Annotated in this window: 17 protein-coding genes and 1 riboswitch; of the genes, 12 read left to right on the forward strand and 5 right to left on the reverse strand. The window is 63.4% G+C overall.

Features of this window, described 5'->3' with window-relative positions; genetic code table 11:
* The first annotated feature begins 39 nt into the window (after positions 1 to 39).
* On the forward strand, positions 40 to 831 hold the full coding sequence (locus tag G410_RS0100900) for an NUDIX domain-containing protein (RefSeq protein ID WP_022671775.1): 792 nt from the start codon (positions 40 to 42) through the stop codon (positions 829 to 831).
* Between the two features lie 102 nt (positions 832 to 933).
* Here the strand turns inward: G410_RS0100900 and G410_RS0100905 are convergent, their stop codons facing one another.
* Positions 934 to 1,251, reverse strand: coding sequence for a 2Fe-2S iron-sulfur cluster-binding protein (locus G410_RS0100905; protein ID WP_022671776.1), 318 nt, complete (start codon positions 1,249 to 1,251; stop codon positions 934 to 936).
* A gap of 91 nt (positions 1,252 to 1,342) precedes the next feature.
* Positions 1,343 to 1,546: riboswitch (cobalamin riboswitch) on the forward strand.
* 83 nt (positions 1,547 to 1,629) lie between these two features.
* On the opposite strand from G410_RS0100905, the gene G410_RS0100910 reads away from it, so the two are divergent.
* From G410_RS0100910 to G410_RS15110, 6 genes are all read left to right on the forward strand, one after another.
* Positions 1,630 to 3,540: a TonB-dependent receptor plug domain-containing protein gene (locus tag G410_RS0100910; RefSeq protein WP_022671777.1), complete on the forward strand. Its 1,911-nt coding sequence runs from the start codon at positions 1,630 to 1,632 to the stop codon at positions 3,538 to 3,540.
* Positions 3,540 to 4,397, forward strand: a complete 858-nt coding sequence (locus G410_RS0100915) for an ABC transporter substrate-binding protein (RefSeq protein ID WP_022671778.1) — start codon at positions 3,540 to 3,542, stop codon at positions 4,395 to 4,397. The genes G410_RS0100910 and G410_RS0100915 overlap by 1 nt, the downstream gene beginning before the upstream one ends.
* Positions 4,394 to 5,368, forward strand: coding sequence for a FecCD family ABC transporter permease (locus tag G410_RS0100920; protein WP_022671779.1), 975 nt, complete (start codon positions 4,394 to 4,396; stop codon positions 5,366 to 5,368). The genes G410_RS0100915 and G410_RS0100920 overlap by 4 nt, the downstream gene beginning before the upstream one ends.
* Positions 5,359 to 6,129: an ABC transporter ATP-binding protein gene (locus G410_RS0100925; RefSeq protein ID WP_022671780.1), complete on the forward strand. Its 771-nt coding sequence runs from the start codon at positions 5,359 to 5,361 to the stop codon at positions 6,127 to 6,129. Before G410_RS0100920 ends, G410_RS0100925 begins: the two co-directional genes overlap by 10 nt.
* Before the next feature lie 105 nt (positions 6,130 to 6,234).
* On the forward strand, positions 6,235 to 7,230 hold the full coding sequence (gene trxB, locus G410_RS0100930) for a thioredoxin-disulfide reductase (RefSeq protein WP_245559274.1): 996 nt from the start codon (positions 6,235 to 6,237) through the stop codon (positions 7,228 to 7,230).
* Positions 7,231 to 7,368: 138 nt separating this feature from the next.
* Positions 7,369 to 7,605 carry a hypothetical protein gene (locus tag G410_RS15110; protein WP_051137164.1) on the forward strand — a complete coding sequence of 79 codons (237 nt, stop codon included), beginning with the start codon at positions 7,369 to 7,371 and terminating at the stop codon, positions 7,603 to 7,605.
* 91 nt (positions 7,606 to 7,696) lie between these two features.
* Here G410_RS15110 and G410_RS17860 read toward each other — a convergent pair whose 3' ends face one another.
* On the reverse strand, positions 7,697 to 8,305 hold the full coding sequence (locus G410_RS17860) for a hypothetical protein (RefSeq protein WP_156851810.1): 609 nt from the start codon (positions 8,303 to 8,305) through the stop codon (positions 7,697 to 7,699).
* Positions 8,306 to 8,394: 89 nt separating this feature from the next.
* Here G410_RS17860 and G410_RS0100945 point away from each other — a divergent pair, with 89 nt between their 5' ends.
* The 4 genes from G410_RS0100945 (at position 8,395) to G410_RS15115 (ending at position 12,764) form a co-directional block, all read left to right on the forward strand.
* Complete coding sequence (locus G410_RS0100945) at positions 8,395 to 9,618, forward strand: argininosuccinate synthase (RefSeq protein ID WP_022671784.1); 1,224 nt, start codon at positions 8,395 to 8,397, stop codon at positions 9,616 to 9,618.
* A gap of 4 nt (positions 9,619 to 9,622) precedes the next feature.
* A complete protein-coding gene (locus tag G410_RS0100950; RefSeq protein WP_022671785.1) occupies positions 9,623 to 10,588 on the forward strand; it encodes a calcium/sodium antiporter in 966 nt (321 codons plus the stop codon).
* Positions 10,589 to 10,654: 66 nt separating this feature from the next.
* A complete protein-coding gene (locus tag G410_RS18180) occupies positions 10,655 to 11,101 on the forward strand; it encodes a DUF3429 domain-containing protein (protein ID WP_022671786.1) in 447 nt (148 codons plus the stop codon).
* A gap of 298 nt (positions 11,102 to 11,399) precedes the next feature.
* A complete protein-coding gene (locus G410_RS15115; RefSeq protein ID WP_033317269.1) occupies positions 11,400 to 12,764 on the forward strand; it encodes a methyltransferase family protein in 1,365 nt (454 codons plus the stop codon).
* 3 nt (positions 12,765 to 12,767) lie between these two features.
* On the opposite strand, the gene G410_RS0100965 is transcribed toward G410_RS15115, so the two are convergent.
* The gene (locus tag G410_RS0100965) at positions 12,768 to 14,156 is read right to left on the reverse strand and encodes a glutamate--cysteine ligase (protein WP_022671788.1); all 1,389 of its coding nucleotides are present in this window, start codon (positions 14,154 to 14,156) and stop codon (positions 12,768 to 12,770) included.
* 81 nt (positions 14,157 to 14,237) lie between these two features.
* Positions 14,238 to 14,984, reverse strand: coding sequence for a 16S rRNA (uracil(1498)-N(3))-methyltransferase (locus tag G410_RS0100970; RefSeq protein WP_028970903.1), 747 nt, complete (start codon positions 14,982 to 14,984; stop codon positions 14,238 to 14,240).
* Between the two features lie 131 nt (positions 14,985 to 15,115).
* Between G410_RS0100970 and ubiA the strand changes: the two genes are divergently transcribed.
* The gene (gene ubiA, locus G410_RS0100975) at positions 15,116 to 16,033 is read left to right on the forward strand and encodes a 4-hydroxybenzoate octaprenyltransferase (protein WP_028970904.1); all 918 of its coding nucleotides are present in this window, start codon (positions 15,116 to 15,118) and stop codon (positions 16,031 to 16,033) included.
* Between the two features lie 33 nt (positions 16,034 to 16,066).
* Here the strand turns inward: ubiA and G410_RS0100980 are convergent, their stop codons facing one another.
* Positions 16,067 to 16,246 (reverse strand): hypothetical protein, encoded by a 180-nt coding sequence (locus G410_RS0100980; protein WP_156851811.1) that lies wholly within the window; start codon positions 16,244 to 16,246, stop codon positions 16,067 to 16,069.
* Positions 16,247 to 16,273 lie beyond the last annotated feature (27 nt).

Consider the following 16,273-nt stretch of genomic DNA (forward strand, 5'->3'; position numbering starts at 1 on the left):
CGCTGGCGCGGCGCGGCCGCAGTGGCTAGCTATAGACCCATGAGCGCAGATTCAGACAGCTTGCCCAAGGCCACGCCCGCCGCCACCGTGGTGATATTCCGCACCGATCCGGATGGCGGGCCGCCGTTGCTTTGCATGGTCGAGCGGTCCGCGAAAATGGTTTTTGCGCCCGGCGCCGCGGTCTTCCCCGGCGGGCGCGTGGACCCGGACGATTACATGCTGGCCGAAACATTGGCGCCCGAGCTGGACCGCGACGACGCGGCAGCCCGCATCGCTGCCATTCGCGAGACGCTTGAGGAAACCGGGCTCGCGATCGGCATTGCGCAGGATGGCAGACGCCCCGCTGCAATCGTGCTCGATCCGGCACGCGATGCGCTGAATGGTGGCGCGCTTTTCTCCACGATGTTGAAGGAACTCGGCTGGTCGCTGGATCTGGCGAGTTTCATTCCATGGTCGCGCTGGCGGCCACCCGGATCGCTCGAGACGCGGGTGTTCGATGCGCGCTTCTACATTGCCGATGCGGGCGTTGCCAGGTTGGAGGGCGTGGCCGATCAGACCGAAAATACGTCGCTTTTCTGGGCCAGCGCGCAGACCGTTCTGGACCGTGCGGATGCCGGCGAACTGTCGATCATCTTCCCGACCCGCCGCAATCTGGAGCGGCTGGCGCAATTTGAAGATTTCGCCAGCGCCCGCAAGCATGCGGACAGCGTGCCCGTCCGGACCGTGTTGACCTTTGTCGAGGACCGCGACGATGGCCAGTATATCTGCTTGCCGGACGGCCATGGCTATCCGGTGCTGGAAGAGCCGATCACCTCCGCCAAACGCGGATGAAAGCTTCACCGGTGTGAAGCGCGGCGCGGCACATCTGTTCCCATAGAAAAGCATCACCCCGGCACAGGCCGCGGTGACGCCAATGGAGCCCGATTCCGTGGCTCAGTCTTCCGGTGCGATGGTGACCTTCAGGCCGTCCAGTTCGTCCGTGATCGGGACCTGGCAGGACAGGCGCGACGTTTCGTTGCGATGGTCCGAGCTTTCCAGAAGATCGTCCTCATCCATATCCATCTTCGGCAGCTTGGCTGCGTAATCCGGATCGATATGAACATGGCAGGTGGCGCAGGAGCAGCAGCCACCGCACAGCGCCAGCAACTCGTCAAAGCCATTGTCGCGGATCACTTCCATCAATGTCAGGCCGTCCTCGGCCTCCACCGCACGTTCTTCTCCATCGCGTCCGGTAACCCTGATCGTCGGCATGTTCACTCCTGCTTTCCTGTTCTCGGGGGCCGACATAAGCCGCCATTCGGCAGATGGAAAGGGCGTTGCCTTGTCATGGCCGAACGACTATCGGCCCTGCCAGGCCATGGGTTTCCGCTGCGAGGCGGGACGAAGAGGGAAGCCGGTGCGGGATAGTCCCAAACCCGGCGCTGCCCCCGCAACTGTGACCGGCGAGCGATCGTCCCGATATGCCACTGGCGCTCCGGCGCCGGGAAGGTGGGGCGATCCGCGATGACCCGGAAGTCAGGAGACCTGCCCGTAGCCGCTGTCTTTTCGGCCGGGCGGGGTGCACCGGGTGGAACGAGGGCTTTCCTTCGCGTGACGGCATTTTGATACGTCATGCGAAAGGAAAATTTAGTGAAATTTCGAACAACGCTTCTGCTGGCGGGCGCTCTGTGCCCGGCATCCAGCCTCTTCTGTGTGGCTGCGTCTGCCCAGTCGCTCGATAATCTGCCAGAAACCACGCAGGATGCCGATATCGTGGTGACGGCGTCCGGTACCGAACAACCGGTCGAGGAAACCGGCCAGGCGGTGACGGTGCTGACGCGCACGGACATCCAGGCCTTCCGCTCGGTCGACGAGGCGCTCGCCCGCACGCCGGGCGTAACCGTGGCGCGCAATGGCGGCATCGGGCAAACCAGCAGCGTCTTCATTCGCGGCGCGGAAAGCCATCAGACGCTGGTTCTGCTGGACGGGGTAAAGATCAACGATCCCAGCGCGCCGCAGGGCGGCATCGATTTCGGCCAGCTGCTCGCCGCCAATATCGCGCGGATCGAGGTGCTGCGCGGCCCCAGTGGCATTGTCTGGGGCAGCCAGGCGATCGGCGGCGTGGTCAATATCGTGTCGGAACAGCCGACGGAAGGCTTCGAAGCGCGTGGCCGCGCTGAATATGGCTATCGCGACAGCGCGGAAGGCTTCGCCAATATCGCCGGGACCAGCGGCATGTTCGAGGGCAGCCTCGGCGGCGGCTATCTGAGAACCGACGGCATCAGCGCGTTCGATGAAAATCAGGGCGGCACCGAGCGGGACGGCTATCGCAATGTCAGCGCCAACGCAAAGCTGCGCGCCCATCTGGGCGAGGCGCTGAGCATCGATCTGCGCGGCTATTATATCGACGGACGCACCGAGTTTGACGGTTTCCCACCGCCCAATTTTGCGCTGGCCGATACCGAGAGCTTCTCGGAGAACAGCCTGTTCGTGGGCTATGCCGGCGCCAATCTTTCGCTGCTGGAGGGCCGTTTCGAGAACCGCCTGTCCTATACCTATACCGATGTGCAGCGCGATAATTTCGATGTGGTTGGCGGGATCGATACCCCCGGTTTCCAGAGCCAGGGAGAGCTGGACCGCTTCGAATATCGCGGTGCGGTGACGCCCGTGGACGCAGTGACTCTGTTGTTCGGTGCGGAGACCGAGCTGTCGCAGCTCGACACCCTGTCTCCGGGTTTCCAGACCGATCCGGACCGCTTCGATCAGCGGCAGAATGCGGTCTATGGTCAGGCGATCGTGCGGCCCATCACCGGCCTGACGCTGACCGGCGGTCTGCGTTATGACCATCAGGAGCGCGGCGAGTCCGAGACGACATTTGGCGGCAATATCGCATACACGCCCAATGACGGTGCAACCCTGCTGCGCGGCACCTATGCCGAGGGATTTCGCGCGCCGTCTCTATACGAGAAGTTCAGCGATTATGGCACAGCGTCGCTGGCGGCCGAGCGGGCGGACAGTTTCGATATCGGCGTGGAACAGGGCATTCTGAACAACAGTGCCCGCGCATCGGTGACCTATTTCAACCGCGATACGACCAACCAGATCAATTTCGACAACGCGACCTTCACCTATCAAAACATCGCCGCGACTCATGCCGAAGGCGTGGAGGCGGTGCTGCTGTTGAAGCCGACCGATCGGCTGGATGTCAGCGGCCAATATAGCTGGATCGACAGCACCAATCGTTCGCCGGGCGCCAATTTCGGTAATGATCTGGCCCGCCGCCCCGAACAGACGGTGAGCGTTTCGGCCGATTGGCGCAGCCCGTGGGGCCTCGATCTGGGCGCAGGCGTGCTGCTGGTCGACGACAGTTTCGACAATGCGAGCAATACCAGCCGACTGGATGGCTATGCGATTGCCAATATCCGCGCAGCCTTCGCGCTGACGGGCGGCATCGAAGTCTATGGCCGCATCGAAAATCTGTTCGACGAACAGTATCAGACGGTGGCCAATTACGGCACGCCGGGCCGGGCCGCTTACGCCGGACTGCGGGCGCGTTTCTGATGCGCTGGCGGGCGGCAGCGTTGCTGCTGCTGATCGGGGGGCTGTCTGCCTGCGCCGATCCAGCGGCAACGGCGTCGCCCGCCACCCCGCCTGCCGATCCGCAGCGGATCGTATCGCTGAACCCCTGCACCGATGCGATTTTGACCGAGCTGGTGGCGCCGGACCGCATTGCTGCGATCAGCGCCTATTCGCAGGACGCCGATGCCAGTTCGATGGATCTATCCAGGGCGCGGCGTTTTGCCAGCGTGGGCGGCACCGCGGAAGAGGTGATCGCGCTGCGCCCCGATCTGGTGGTGTCCGGCGGCGGTTTTTCGCCCGCCACGGAGGCGGCGCTCAATCGGATGGGCATTCCGGTGCTGACCTTCGGGATCGCCTCCACCATCGCCGACAGCCGTCAGCAAATCACCGATATGGCCGCTGCCTTGGGCGTGCCCGCACGCGGGGCGGCGCTGCTTGGGCGAATCGATGCCGCGCTGGCGGCAGCCAGATCCGATCGGCAGATCCCGGCCCTTGTCTGGATGGGGGACGGATTGGTACCGGGTCGCGGAACGCTGGTGGGCGACGTGATGGCGCAAAGCGGATTCCGCAACGCCAGCGCCGATTACGGGCTGCAAAGCTGGGATATCTTGCCGAGCGAATATGTCGTTGCGCAGCCGCCGCAGCTGGTGTTCATGGACCGGCGCGGTGCTGCCGCCGGATCGCGCGAGGATGGTGCCAAGCGCCGCCGTATGGAGGCGCTGCGCGCAAGCGGTGCGCACGTCACCATTGCCGATTTTCCGCACCAGCTGCTCTATTGCGGCGGGCCGACACTGATCCCGCTGGCCAAGCGGCTGGCGCAGGCGAGGGCGGCGTTGTGAGCCGGCCCGCCAAGCTCCTGTCGCTTGCCGCGCTCATGGTGGTGCTGTTTGCGCTCTCGCTGATGGCGGGCAAAGTCTGGGTGCCGTTCGACGCCTGGTTCGGCACCGATCCGCGCTGGTGGATCATTCTGGAACTGCGCCTGCCGCGCGCGATTCTGGGTGCGGCGATCGGCGGCATGCTTGGCCTGTCCGGGGCGGTGCTGCAGGGCTATATGCGCAATCCGCTGGCCGATCCTGGCGTGCTCGGCATCAGCTCGGGCGCAGCCTTTGGCGCGGTGGCGGCGATCTTTTTCGGCGTGGGCGGCAGCCTGCTGCTCCTGTTCGGCTCGGCCATGGCCGGTGCGGCGGGCGCGATCCTGCTGCTCGGCATCTTCGTCGGCCGCTCCGCCAGCGCCGTCTCGCTGATCCTGGCGGGCACGATCCTCGCCAGTCTTGGCGGCGCGCTCACCGCGTTCCTCATTTCCATTTCGCCCAATCCCTTCGCGACCAGCGAGATCGTGACCTGGATCATGGGCGCACTGACCGACCGCGGCTATCGCGAGGCCGCCTATGCCTTGCCCTGTATCGCCATCGGCATGGCGCTGCTGCTGACCACGGGGCGCGCGCTCGATGCGCTGGCCCTGGGGGAGGAAAGCGCGCGATCGCTCGGCGTGCCGATGGGCGGGCTGCAGGCGTTGATCGTCGGCGCGGTGGGCCTGGGCGTCGGGGCCGGCGTGGCGGTGACCGGCGTGGTCGGCTTTGTCGGGCTGATCGTGCCGCATCTGCTGCGGCCCTGGTTTGGTGAACGGCCCTCCGCGCTGCTGCTGCCATCGCTGCTGGGCGGCGCGGCGCTGCTGCTGGCGGCGGACAGTCTGGTGCGGCTGGCGCCTGGCGCGAACGAAGTGAAGCTGGGCGTGGCCATGGCGATGATCGGCGCGCCGTTCTTCTTCTGGCTGCTGCTGAAATATCGGGGCCGCATCCTATGGAACTGAGGACGCGCGATCTGGGTGTTCGGCTGGGCCAACGGCAGGTGCTGGACAACGTGTCCGCCATCTTCGCGCCGGGCCGGATTACCGTCCTGCTGGGCCCCAATGGCGCCGGCAAATCCAGCCTGCTCAAAAGCCTTGTCGGCCTGATCCCCGGCCAAAGCGGTGACGTCCTGCTGAACCGGCGTCCGCTGCGCGTCATATCGATGCGCGATCGCGCCCGCGCCATGGCCTATCTGGCGCAGGACCCGGTGGTGCACTGGAATCTGATCGGGCGCGATCTGGTGGCATTGGGGCGGTTGCCGCATCGCGGCGCGTTCGGCGGGCCTTCGCGTGCGGACATGGTTGCCGTGGACCGCGCATTGGCCGACACCGGCACGCAGGACTTCGCCGACCGGCCGGTGCACAGCCTGTCGGGCGGCGAACGGGCCCGGCTTCTGCTTGCCCGCATGCTGGCGGGCGAGCCGCAATGGCTGCTGGCGGACGAACCGCTGGCCAGCCTGGATCCCGCGCACCAGATCGATATGCTGCGCCTGTTCCGCCGCGCGGCCGACCGTGGGGCAGGGGTGCTGCTGGTGCTGCATGATCTGAACCAGGCGGCGCGAATCGCCGACGATGTGCTGATCCTGAAACAGGGCTGCGTTGCCGCCATGGGCACCAGCCAAGATGTCCTGACCGCGCCATTGCTGAGCCGCGTATATGAAACACCGATCCACCAGATCGCGGGAGAGGACGGAATGCGCCTGTTTCACGCGTCCGGAACGTAGCGCGGCTATCAGCCGGCCAATATGATCGGCCTTGGACCGGGGCGCCATCCTGCCTATGTCCGCTGCAAAGCTGCCCGATAGCGGGCCCAAATCTGGAGCGAACCTATGTCCACCCACCATATGAGCGATGCGCGCTATGCGCCGGTCATCATCATCGGCTCCGGCCCGGCAGGCTATACCGCCGCCGTCTATGCCGCGCGCGCCAACCTCTCGCCGATGATCATTTCCGGCGTGGAGCTGGGCGGTCAGCTGATGACCACCACCGATGTCGATAACTGGCCCGGCGACGATGCCGGCGTGCTCGGCCCCGATCTGATGGAACGGATGAAGAAGCATGCCGAGCGGTTCGGCACCGCGCTCGTCACCGACCATATCGAGGAAGTCGATTTTTCGCAGCGCCCGTTCCAGCTCAAGGGCGGGGCCGGGCGGTATCTGGCCGATTCGGTGATCATCGCCACCGGTGCCAGCGCGCAATATCTCGGGCTGCCGTCCGAGCAGGCCTATATGGGCAAAGGCGTTTCCGCTTGCGCCACCTGCGACGGCTTTTTCTACAAGAACAAGCCGGTGGCCGTGATCGGCGGCGGCAATACCGCCGTGGAAGAAGCACTCTATCTTTCCAATATCGCCAGCCATGTCACGCTGGTCCACCGGCGCGACAAGCTGCGCAGCGAGAAGATCCTGCAGGACCGCCTGTTCGAGCGGCAGGAGGAAGGCAAGGTCACCATTCTCTGGGACCATGTGCTGGATGAGGTGCTGGGCGATCCGATGGGGGTTACCGGCATGCGGGTGAAATCGGTGAAGGACGAGCAGACGCGCGATATCGATCTGCACGGCGTGTTCATCGCCATCGGGCACAAGCCCAACACCGGCATTTTCGAAGGGCATCTGGAAATGAATGGCGGCTATATCCGCGTGGAAAGCGGGCTGGACGGCAATGCCACGCAGACCAGCATTCCCGGCGTTTTCGCCTGCGGAGACGTGATGGATCATGTCTACAGACAGGCGGTCACCTCCGCCGGAACGGGCTGTATGGCCGCGCTGGATGCCGAGCGTTTTCTGGAGGTAGAGGGGGCCAGCGAACGGATCGACGTATCCGCCTGAGCGGCATGTCACTCATGCTTGCGCAACCGTTTGAGCACGTCTAAGGGGGACGATGATTGGGACCAAAGCCCCGTCACGTGAAACGCCTTGGAACCGGAGCCGTAATGGCGGTCCGCGTACATGCTATGGAGTGAATTTATGAAGAAGCTTATTGCCCTTTCGATGGCCGGTGTTGCCGCTGTTGCTCTGTCCGCTTGCTCGCCAGCAGCTGACGAAACCACGACCGAAGACACCATGACCACCGACATGGCCACCACCGAGCCCATGATGGACGACACGATGGCAACCGACGCCATGGCGACTCCCATGATGGAAGGCGATGCGATGGCAACGCCTGAAATGGAAGCCACGCCGATGGCTGACGAAGCTATGTAAGATTTCGTCTTTTTGACGACATCGACCGCGTCGGAATCCTCGAGATTCCGGCGCGGTTTTCTTTTGGGCTATGCTGTCGCTCGATCGCCGGTCAGGCCAGCAGCCAGTCCACCGCGCTTGTCCGCTCGGTAAATAATTTGAGATCTTCGCGAATAGCCTCGGCCTCGGCCAGCCGCCGAAATTGCATCCGGCTTGTACCTTCGCCCACCAATATCGCCACCTTTCGGGACTTGCGCGGGGTGTCCCGGACGAAATCGGCAAACATCTGCATGATGGATTGCGGCTGCACGCGCAGGTCCCGCACGTCGACCAAGGTCACATGTCCCCGCTCGATATCGCCCAGTTGATCGGCCGCGCGGGCCTTCGCTAAACCGATTTCTCGGGCGATCGCAGGATCGATATTGCTTGGAAGCGTGATCAAAATCAGCCGCCTGGTTGGCTCGACACTCAGGGCAAACAAGGTTCGGACTCCGCTTGCGTTTTGGCTGACTGTGATAGCGAACAGTCCTTGAAAAAAGGTTGCCCTGCGCACGGGTTTTCGGACCTTTCCCGCTTTTTCGAAGCCCGCGAATGACGCAGCAAAAGCCAGAAAACTGCCATGTCCGGCGGACGATAGCGACATCCGGCAGCCGGAATTGGCAGATGTCAGGGCCGCCGGGGGAGCGGGTGGACGCCGGGCTGTGTTGCCGGGAGCATGCATTCTGTGCAGTCCATGGGCCACTGCATGCTTGATAGCCGGCCCCCGTGCCACTAGCGCGGGCGCGACATGCCCAAAGGAGTTCTTGCCCCATGACCGACCGCCCGCAAAAAGTCGTCCTCGCCTATTCCGGCGGCTTGGATACCAGCGTCATCCTGAAATGGCTGCAGGTGGAAAAGGGCTGCGAGGTGGTCACGTTCACCGCCGATCTGGGGCAGGGCGAGGAGCTTGGGCCGGCACGCGCCAAGGCGGTCAAGATGGGCGTGCCGGAAGACCATATCTTTATCGAGGATCTGCGCGAGGAGTTCGTGAAGGATTATGTCTTCCCGATGATGCGCGCCAATGCGCGCTATGAGGGCGATTATCTGCTGGGCACCTCGATCGCCCGCCCGCTCATCTCCAAACGTCTGATCGAGATTGCGCGCGAGACCGGTGCCGACGCCATCGCCCATGGCGCGACCGGCAAGGGGAACGATCAGGTCCGTTTCGAGCTGAGCGCCTATGCGCTCAACCCTGACATCAAGATCATCGCCCCATGGCGCGAATGGGATCTTACCAGCCGCACGCGCCTCATCGAATGGGCCGAGGAGCATCAGATCGACGTGCCCAAGGACAAGCGCGGCGAGGCACCTTTTTCGACCGACGCCAATCTGCTGCATACCTCGTCCGAGGGTCTGGTGCTGGAAGATCCGTGGCAGGAAACCCCGGACTATGTCTTTTCGCGCACGGTCAATCCATGGGACGCGCCAGACACTCCGGCGGACATCGTCATCGGATTCGAACAGGGCGATGGCGTGTCGCTCGACGGCCAGAAGCTCTCGCCCGCGTCGCTGCTGGAAGCGCTCAACGATCTGGGCCGCGATCACGGCATCGGGCGGCTCGATCTGGTGGAAAACCGCTTCGTCGGCATGAAATCGCGCGGAATGTATGAGACGCCGGGCGGCACCATCTATGCCGCCGCGCATCGCGCCATCGAGCAGCTGACGCTGGACCGCGGCGCGGCCCATCTGAAGGATGAGCTGATGCCGCGCTATGCCGAGCTGATCTATAACGGCTTCTGGTTCAGCCCGGAGCGGGAGATGCTGCAGGCCGCGATCGACCACAGCCAGGCCAAGGTGACCGGCGATGTGCGGCTGAAGCTTTACAAGGGCGGCGTTCATGTGACGGGTCGCCGCGCCGATGTGAATTTCGATCTCTATTCCAAGGACGTGGTCACGTTCGAGGATGATGCCGGCAAATATGATCAGCGCGATGCCGAGGGCTTCATCAAGTTGAACGCGCTGCGCCTGCGCCTGCTCGGCCGCCGCCCGAAATAAGCCGATGCTCGCCGCGTCGTTCACTTTGCTGGCCGGACTGGTCGTGCTCGTCGCGGGTGGCGAGTTTCTGGTGCGCGGTGCGGTCAGCTTGGCCGAGCGTGCCGGATTGTCGCAACTGCTGATCGGCCTGACGGTCGTGGCATTCGGTACGTCGGCGCCCGAGCTGGTGGCCAGTGTGGAGGCCGCGCGATCGGGCGCGCCGGGGATTGCCTGGGGCAATATCGTCGGCTCCAATCTGGCGAACAGCCTGCTGATCATGGGGCTGGCTGCGGTGATCTATCCGCTGGCGGTCGAGCGGAGGCCCTTGTGGCGCGATGCGGGACTGGGGCTGGCGGCAACCGCTGCGCTATATGGCTGCGCGCTGGCAGGCGTGGTCGGTGTGGTGGAAGGGCTGGCGGCCATCGGGCTGCTGCTGGCCTATCTGATATACGCCTATCGCAGCGAACGGCAGAGCGGCGCGGCGGAGCATCAGGCGCGCATGGACAGCGTCGCACCCGACGGATCGAAACCGGCGCAACCGCCCGTCTGGAAATCCACCCTGTTTCTATTGGGCGGTTTGATCGGCATCGGTCTGGGCGGCCATTGGCTCGTGTCCGGCGCGGTCGATATCGCGGCGCTGGCCGGGCTGTCCGAAACGGTGATCGGCCTGACCGTGGTAGCCATCGGCACGTCGCTGCCCGAAGCCGTTACCGCCGTGATCGCCGCGATGAAGAAGGCCAGCGCGGTGGCGCTTGGCAATGTGCTGGGGTCGAACATCTTCAATCTGCTGCTGATCGGCGGCGTAACGGCCATCGTCTCCCCCGGCAGCGTGCCGACCGAGCTTCTGTCCTTCGGCCTGCCCATGCTGATTGCGGTGTCTGTCCTGCTGCTGCTGTTCGCGACGACCAACCGGCGGGTCGGCCGGCGTGAGGGGGGCACGCTACTGGCGGTCTTTGCCGCGCAGATCGGCTATAGCGTGTGGATGGGATGATGCGGCGGTACATCTGTTCCAGCGTGGTGTTTCGACATCGATGCGCGAAGCCGCTAATCACTGCGCATGGCTGATCCCGTTTCTCCGCTTCCTCGTCTGGTTCCCGCGCTCACCATAGCGGGGATCATCCCGTTCGCGGCGGGCGCGCTCTATCTGCTCGCGCCGTTCGGTCCGCCGCACTGGCATGCGCTCGTTTCGACGGCGCTGGCCTGGTGGGCCGTCATCATCCTCAGCTTTATGGCCGGCTCCTACTGGGGCATGGCGGTTACAGGGCAGGCCGATCCCCTGCTTCTGATCGGTAGCAATGCCGCTGCAATAGCCGCCTGGGCCGCCCTGATCGGGCTGCCTTCGGACTGGATACCGGTTGCCATCTCCACGCTGTTCGCGCTGTTGCTGCTGCTGGAATGGCGCGCTTATGCCACCGGGCGCGTGCCGCTTTTTTATCTACGGCTGCGCATGGCCATTACCAGCGCTGTGGTGATCTGCCTCTGCGTGCTGGTGATGGCGGACTAGGAATTTCCGACAAATGGGCGATCCTGTTCGTGCTCATCACGATCCTGGGGCCCATGTCCGGCAGACATTTCAATCCGGCGGTGACTTTGGCTGCGCCGGCATGCCGCGACATCGGAAAAGGTGACGCCGCGGCCCAATAGTCTTGCCCGGCTGGCAGGGGGCATTCCGGGCCTATGGGCAGCGGGCACCATCCTTGCGGCCATGCTGTGCCAGTGGCTATGTTTCGACGAGACATGACAGGCCGAGCCTGTGTAACCTCTTCACCGTCCGCTTACCTTTCATGGTTAAGGCCGCCTCGATGACCGATGACGCGCTTCCCTCGCAGAGACCCGCTTCCGCCGTCAGCCTTGGCGTGGGTTTGTCGGGACTGGCGGGACTGGCGCTGTGGCTCGCGATCGCGCGTCACTTCGGCGCATTGGCGAATCTGATGGGCATTGCCGGTCTGCCAGACCGCGCGGACGGGCCCTATGCGGCGCTGCTCGGCGTGCTTGCCTGCGGCATTCCCATGATCGGCTGGTCGCTGCTCGTGGACAAGGTGCATCGCCGCCGATCGACCGGTATCGACTGGAGCCTGCGCCGTCCGCTGGCGGAGGTGGTGGATATATCCATCGTCAAGATCGCCGGATATTGGGCAACATGGGCATTGATCGGCGCCATCTATGCGATCGGACGTTTCTGGTGGACCACCCAATATGCCAATTATCCCTTTTCCATGTCGCTGTTCGAGGCTGCGCTTGTTCCGCTGATCATTATTTCGGCGCCCTATATCGTCTGGCTTGACCGGCATCTGATCGATCCGAAGGACACAGCCTGGCATTTCGGTGCCTGGATCGCCGGGCGCGGGGGATGGGACAAGGCGATGATCCACCATCATCTGCGCGCCTGGGCGGTGAAGGGGTTCTTTCTGGCGTTCATGCTGTCGATCATACCGGGCGGCTTCTATGAGATCGTGAACTACGACTTGGCCGAGATTGCTACAAATCCAGCCTGGATCGCGAACGCGCTGATTGTCACGATGTTCGTAATCGACGTGCAACTGGCCACCGTCGGCTATCTGCTGACGATGAAGCCGCTCGATAGCCATATCCGCACGGCCAATCCGTATCTCGCCGGATGGGTCGCGGCATTGATCTGCTATCCCCCGTTCACGCTGATGAACAATGGCGGCCCGCTCGATTATCATGTCGCGACATCGGACTGGGCGATGTGGTTTGCAGATCAACCGGTGCTGCTTTGGGCCTGGGGCGCGATGCTGGTCGTTCTGACGGGTATCTATGCATTCGCCACGCTGGCCTTTGGCCTGCGCTTTTCGAACCTGACGCATCGCGGGATCCTGACCCATGGCCCATATGCGTGGACGCGGCACCCGGCCTATGTTTCCAAAAATGCCTATTGGTGGCTGGCGACCATGCCGTTCATCGTAACCAGCGGCAGCGCGGTGGACGCGGTCCGCAACAGCGCGCTGCTCGCCATCACCAGCGCAGTCTATTATTGGCGCGCCCGGACCGAGGAGAAGCATCTGCTCGCAGATCCCGTTTATCGCGCCTATTACAACTGGGCCGAGGAGCATGCTCCATGGCCGCGGCTGCTGCGCAAGATCAGCGGTGGACGGATCGGCAATCGTGGTAAAGTCGACGACGCTGCCATGCTGCCCGCCGAATAACCCTCAGAAACTTTCGCTTTCATAGACATGGCTGACATCGCCGTTCCATGCCCCATGGTAACGGTCCAGCATGCGTTCTGCATGGGTTTTGCCGCTGGCCACCACTTCGTGGAGCGGATCGAGAAAACCGGTTTCATTATCTCCGCTCTGGTTGAGCCGTTTGCGCGCGGTCAAACCCTGCGCCGCGATGGCGAGCGCGTCCTTGGCCAGATCGCGCAGCGTACCGCCGCCGGGGATCGCCGCCTTGAGGCCCTCTTTCGGCACCGCATCGCGCAGCATCTGGCGCTCCTCGATGGTCCAATCCTTGACCAGATCCCAGGCGGCATCGAGCGCGCCCTGATCGTATAGCAGGCCGACCCACAAGGCGGGCAGCGCGCAGATGCGGTTCCACGGCCCACCATCCGCGCCGCGCATCTCGAGAAAGCTTTTCAGGCGAACCTCCGGAAAGGCGGTCGACAGATGGTCTACCCAGTCGCTCGCCGTCGGCTTTTCGCCCGGCAGAACGGACAGCTTGCCATCGAGAAAATCGCGAAAACTGAGGCCAGCGGCGTCGATATAGCGCCCTTCGCGGAACACGAAATACATCGGCACGTCGAGCATATAGTCGACATAGCGATCATAGCCGAAACCATCCTCGAACACGAAAGGCAGCATGCCGGTGCGGTGCGGATCGGTGTCTGACCAGATATGGCTGCGATAGCTGAGATAGCCATTGGGCTTGCCTTCGGTGAAAGGCGAATTGGCGAACAACGCGGTGGCCAGCGGCTGCAGCGCCAGACCGGTGCGGAACTTTTGTGCCATATCGGCTTCGGAGGCATAGTCTAGGTTAACCTGAATGGTGCAGGTGCGCAGCATCATGTCCAGGCCCAGATCGCCGACGCGCGGCATGTGATCCATCATGATCTTGTAGCGGCCCTTGGGCATCACCGGCAAATCCGCGCGCGCCTTGTCCGGCCACATGCCAAGGCCGAGAAAGCCGGTTTTCGTGACCGCGCCGACCGCTTTTACCTGATTGAGGTGCCGCCCGGCTTCCGCGCAGGTCTCGTGCAGATTGTCGAGCGGAGCACCCGACAGTTCGAGCTGCCCCGCCGGTTCCAGGCTGACCGTGCCGTCCTTGCCGCTCATTGCGATGACATTCTTGGTGCCGTCCGGTCCGATTTCCTCAACCGGCTTCCAGCCATATTTTTCCAGAGCCAGCAAGAGGTCGCGGATGCCCCCATCCTCCGCATAGCTCGGCGCCTGGTGCGTTTCGCGATGATAGACGAACTTCTCATGCTCGGTGCCGATGCGCCAGCTCGCCTTCGGCTTCTCGCCGCCAATCATAGGCGCTAATAGATCGTCGCGGCTTTCGATGACCGGATCGCTCTGCTCGGATGTAGACCTTGTGCTCATGTCCACCCTGTAGGTATTGCGCAGGTGGTTGGGAAGAGGTGCGTGGCGATTCAGGATGCCGTCACCGCGATTCGATCGCCGTCAGCTCCAGTCGCCGCGCCCAGCCATCCACAGACTGACTGCGGCAACCGCTGCGGTATCGGCGCGCAGGATGCGGGGCCCGAGCGACACCGGAACGGCTTGCGGCAAGTCGCGGATCATGGCGTTTTCCTCATCGGTAAAGCCGCCTTCGGGGCCGATCAGGATGGCGGCTGGTCCGTCATGGGCGCGCAGGGCACCGCGAAAGCTGCTGCCACCGCGCTCGTCGCAGAAAAACAGATGGCGTTCGCCCGGCCACTCGGCGAGCATTGCGCCGAGCGAGGTGAAATCGGCCAATTGCGGCAATGCATTGCGCTCGCACTGTTCCGCCGCCTCGATCATATGCGCGCGCATCCGGTCTTCCTTCACCTTGTCCACCACCGCCCGCGCTGTGCCGACAGGGATGAAGCGCCGCACGCCCAGTTCGCAGGCCTTTTCCGCCACCCAGTCGAATCGTTGACGCTTGATCGGCGCGGCGCATAGCCATATATCCGGCACTTCTTCGCGGGCGCGCAGACGATCACCGATCGTCACGGTGCAGCGACGCTTGTCGGCGCCGATGATGGTTGCAGGATAGTCGCCGGTGTGATCGTCGAACAGCGTCAGCATCGCGCCTTCGCCAAGACGCATCACCTTCAGAAGGTAATGCGCCGCCGGTCCGTCTAGCGTGATCTGCATGTCCTTTTCAAGAGGCTGATCCACGAACAGCCGGGGGGCGGAACGGGGCGGCCAGGCGGGGGTGGCGGGCATAGCGATGTCATCCATGGATCGGGAACATATGCCTGTTGCCGCAGCAACGGTGCGAAGTCGAGGCATGTGGCGTGCCTGTTCGAATAGAGGTGTCTCGACTTCGCCTATGGTGACCGCTTATGGGCGTGGGTGTGGCACAAGAAACAGACAACAGCTCCGTTCCGGATAGCGAACATCGCGGCCTGACCGCCCTCCTGCCGGTGGCTGCGCGGCCTTTTGCGTTGCTGGCGCGGCTGGATCGGCCGATCGGATGGTGGTTGCTGTTCTGGCCCTGCGCATTCGGGCTTGCCTTGTCCGGCGGTGCGCTGGCCCGATGGGATCTGCTGCTCTGGCTGCTGCTCGGCGCTGTCGCCATGCGCGGCGCCGGCTGCGTCTATAACGATATTGTCGATCGCGATCTGGACCGGCAGGTGGCGCGTACGGCGTCCCGTCCACTGGCCAGCGGAGCGGTGACGCTCAAGGCCGCATGGATATGGCTGGGCATTCTGTGCCTTGCTGGTCTGATCGCATGGTTGCAGCTGAACTGGACGGCGCGGATTGTGGCGCTGGGCAGCGTGGCGCTGGTCGCCGCCTATCCGTTCATGAAGCGCATCACATGGTGGCCGCAGGCCTGGTTGGGCCTCGTTTTTTCATGGGGTGCGCTGGTCGGCTGGAGCGCATGGACGGAAACGCTGCCACTAGGCGCGGTCCTGCTCTATGCTGGCTGCATCTTCTGGGTGATCGGATATGATACGATTTATGCCCTGCAGGATCGCGAGGACGATGCGCTTGTCGGCATCAGATCCAGCGCGCTGCGGTTGGGCACCCATGTGAAAGCCGGCGTAACCAGCTGTTATCTGGCCACGCTTGCCTGCTGGCTCATGGCATTCTCACAGCAATTTCCGGACCCATTTGCCTATCTGGCGCTGTTGCCGGTTGCCGGACATTTCATATGGCAAATTGCAACGCTCCGCCCCAATGACGGGGCAGATGCATTAGCAAAGTTTCGCTCCAACAGGTTCGCGGGGCTAATGATGGCCCTAGCCTGTTTTGTGGTGGGGACCGCCTGAACCCTCAGGCGGAAACGCTTCAAGCCGGACGGCTTATGGGAGCGCTTTTTCCAGAAAGATCACATCGTCCTGCTCGGAAATGCGCATCATGGCGCCACATCCGCTCGGAACAATCGGGCTGGGGGATTTCATGTCATCGGCCAAGCCACCCTTCAGGGCATCTGCTTCGGCGTCGGTGAAAATGTAAAAGTCTGTTTTGTCTAGTTGTTGCATGAACATCATATAGCAGGTTCGCCGCGA

The sequence above is a fragment of the Novosphingopyxis baekryungensis DSM 16222 genome, from assembly GCF_000420305.1.
In the GTDB taxonomy this organism is placed as follows: domain Bacteria; phylum Pseudomonadota; class Alphaproteobacteria; order Sphingomonadales; family Sphingomonadaceae; genus Novosphingopyxis; species Novosphingopyxis baekryungensis.

Coding starts and splice junctions, on each gene's coding strand:
- G410_RS0100900 (WP_022671775.1), top strand. CDS start 40: ATGAGCGCAGATTCAGACAGCTTGCCCAAGGCCACGCCCGCCGCCACC.
- G410_RS0100905 (WP_022671776.1), bottom strand. CDS start 1,251: ATGCCGACGATCAGGGTTACCGGACGCGATGGAGAAGAACGTGCGGTG.
- G410_RS0100915 (WP_022671778.1), top strand. CDS start 3,540: ATGCGCTGGCGGGCGGCAGCGTTGCTGCTGCTGATCGGGGGGCTGTCT.
- G410_RS0100925 (WP_022671780.1), top strand. CDS start 5,359: ATGGAACTGAGGACGCGCGATCTGGGTGTTCGGCTGGGCCAACGGCAG.
- trxB (WP_245559274.1), top strand. CDS start 6,235: ATGTCCACCCACCATATGAGCGATGCGCGCTATGCGCCGGTCATCATC.
- G410_RS15110 (WP_051137164.1), top strand. CDS start 7,369: ATGAAGAAGCTTATTGCCCTTTCGATGGCCGGTGTTGCCGCTGTTGCT.
- G410_RS17860 (WP_156851810.1), bottom strand. CDS start 8,305: ATGCATGCTCCCGGCAACACAGCCCGGCGTCCACCCGCTCCCCCGGCG.
- G410_RS0100945 (WP_022671784.1), top strand. CDS start 8,395: ATGACCGACCGCCCGCAAAAAGTCGTCCTCGCCTATTCCGGCGGCTTG.
- G410_RS0100950 (WP_022671785.1), top strand. CDS start 9,623: ATGCTCGCCGCGTCGTTCACTTTGCTGGCCGGACTGGTCGTGCTCGTC.
- G410_RS18180 (WP_022671786.1), top strand. CDS start 10,655: ATGGCTGATCCCGTTTCTCCGCTTCCTCGTCTGGTTCCCGCGCTCACC.
- G410_RS15115 (WP_033317269.1), top strand. CDS start 11,400: ATGACCGATGACGCGCTTCCCTCGCAGAGACCCGCTTCCGCCGTCAGC.
- G410_RS0100965 (WP_022671788.1), bottom strand. CDS start 14,156: ATGAGCACAAGGTCTACATCCGAGCAGAGCGATCCGGTCATCGAAAGC.
- G410_RS0100970 (WP_028970903.1), bottom strand. CDS start 14,984: ATGCCCGCCACCCCCGCCTGGCCGCCCCGTTCCGCCCCCCGGCTGTTC.
- G410_RS0100980 (WP_156851811.1), bottom strand. CDS start 16,246: ATGCAACAACTAGACAAAACAGACTTTTACATTTTCACCGACGCCGAA.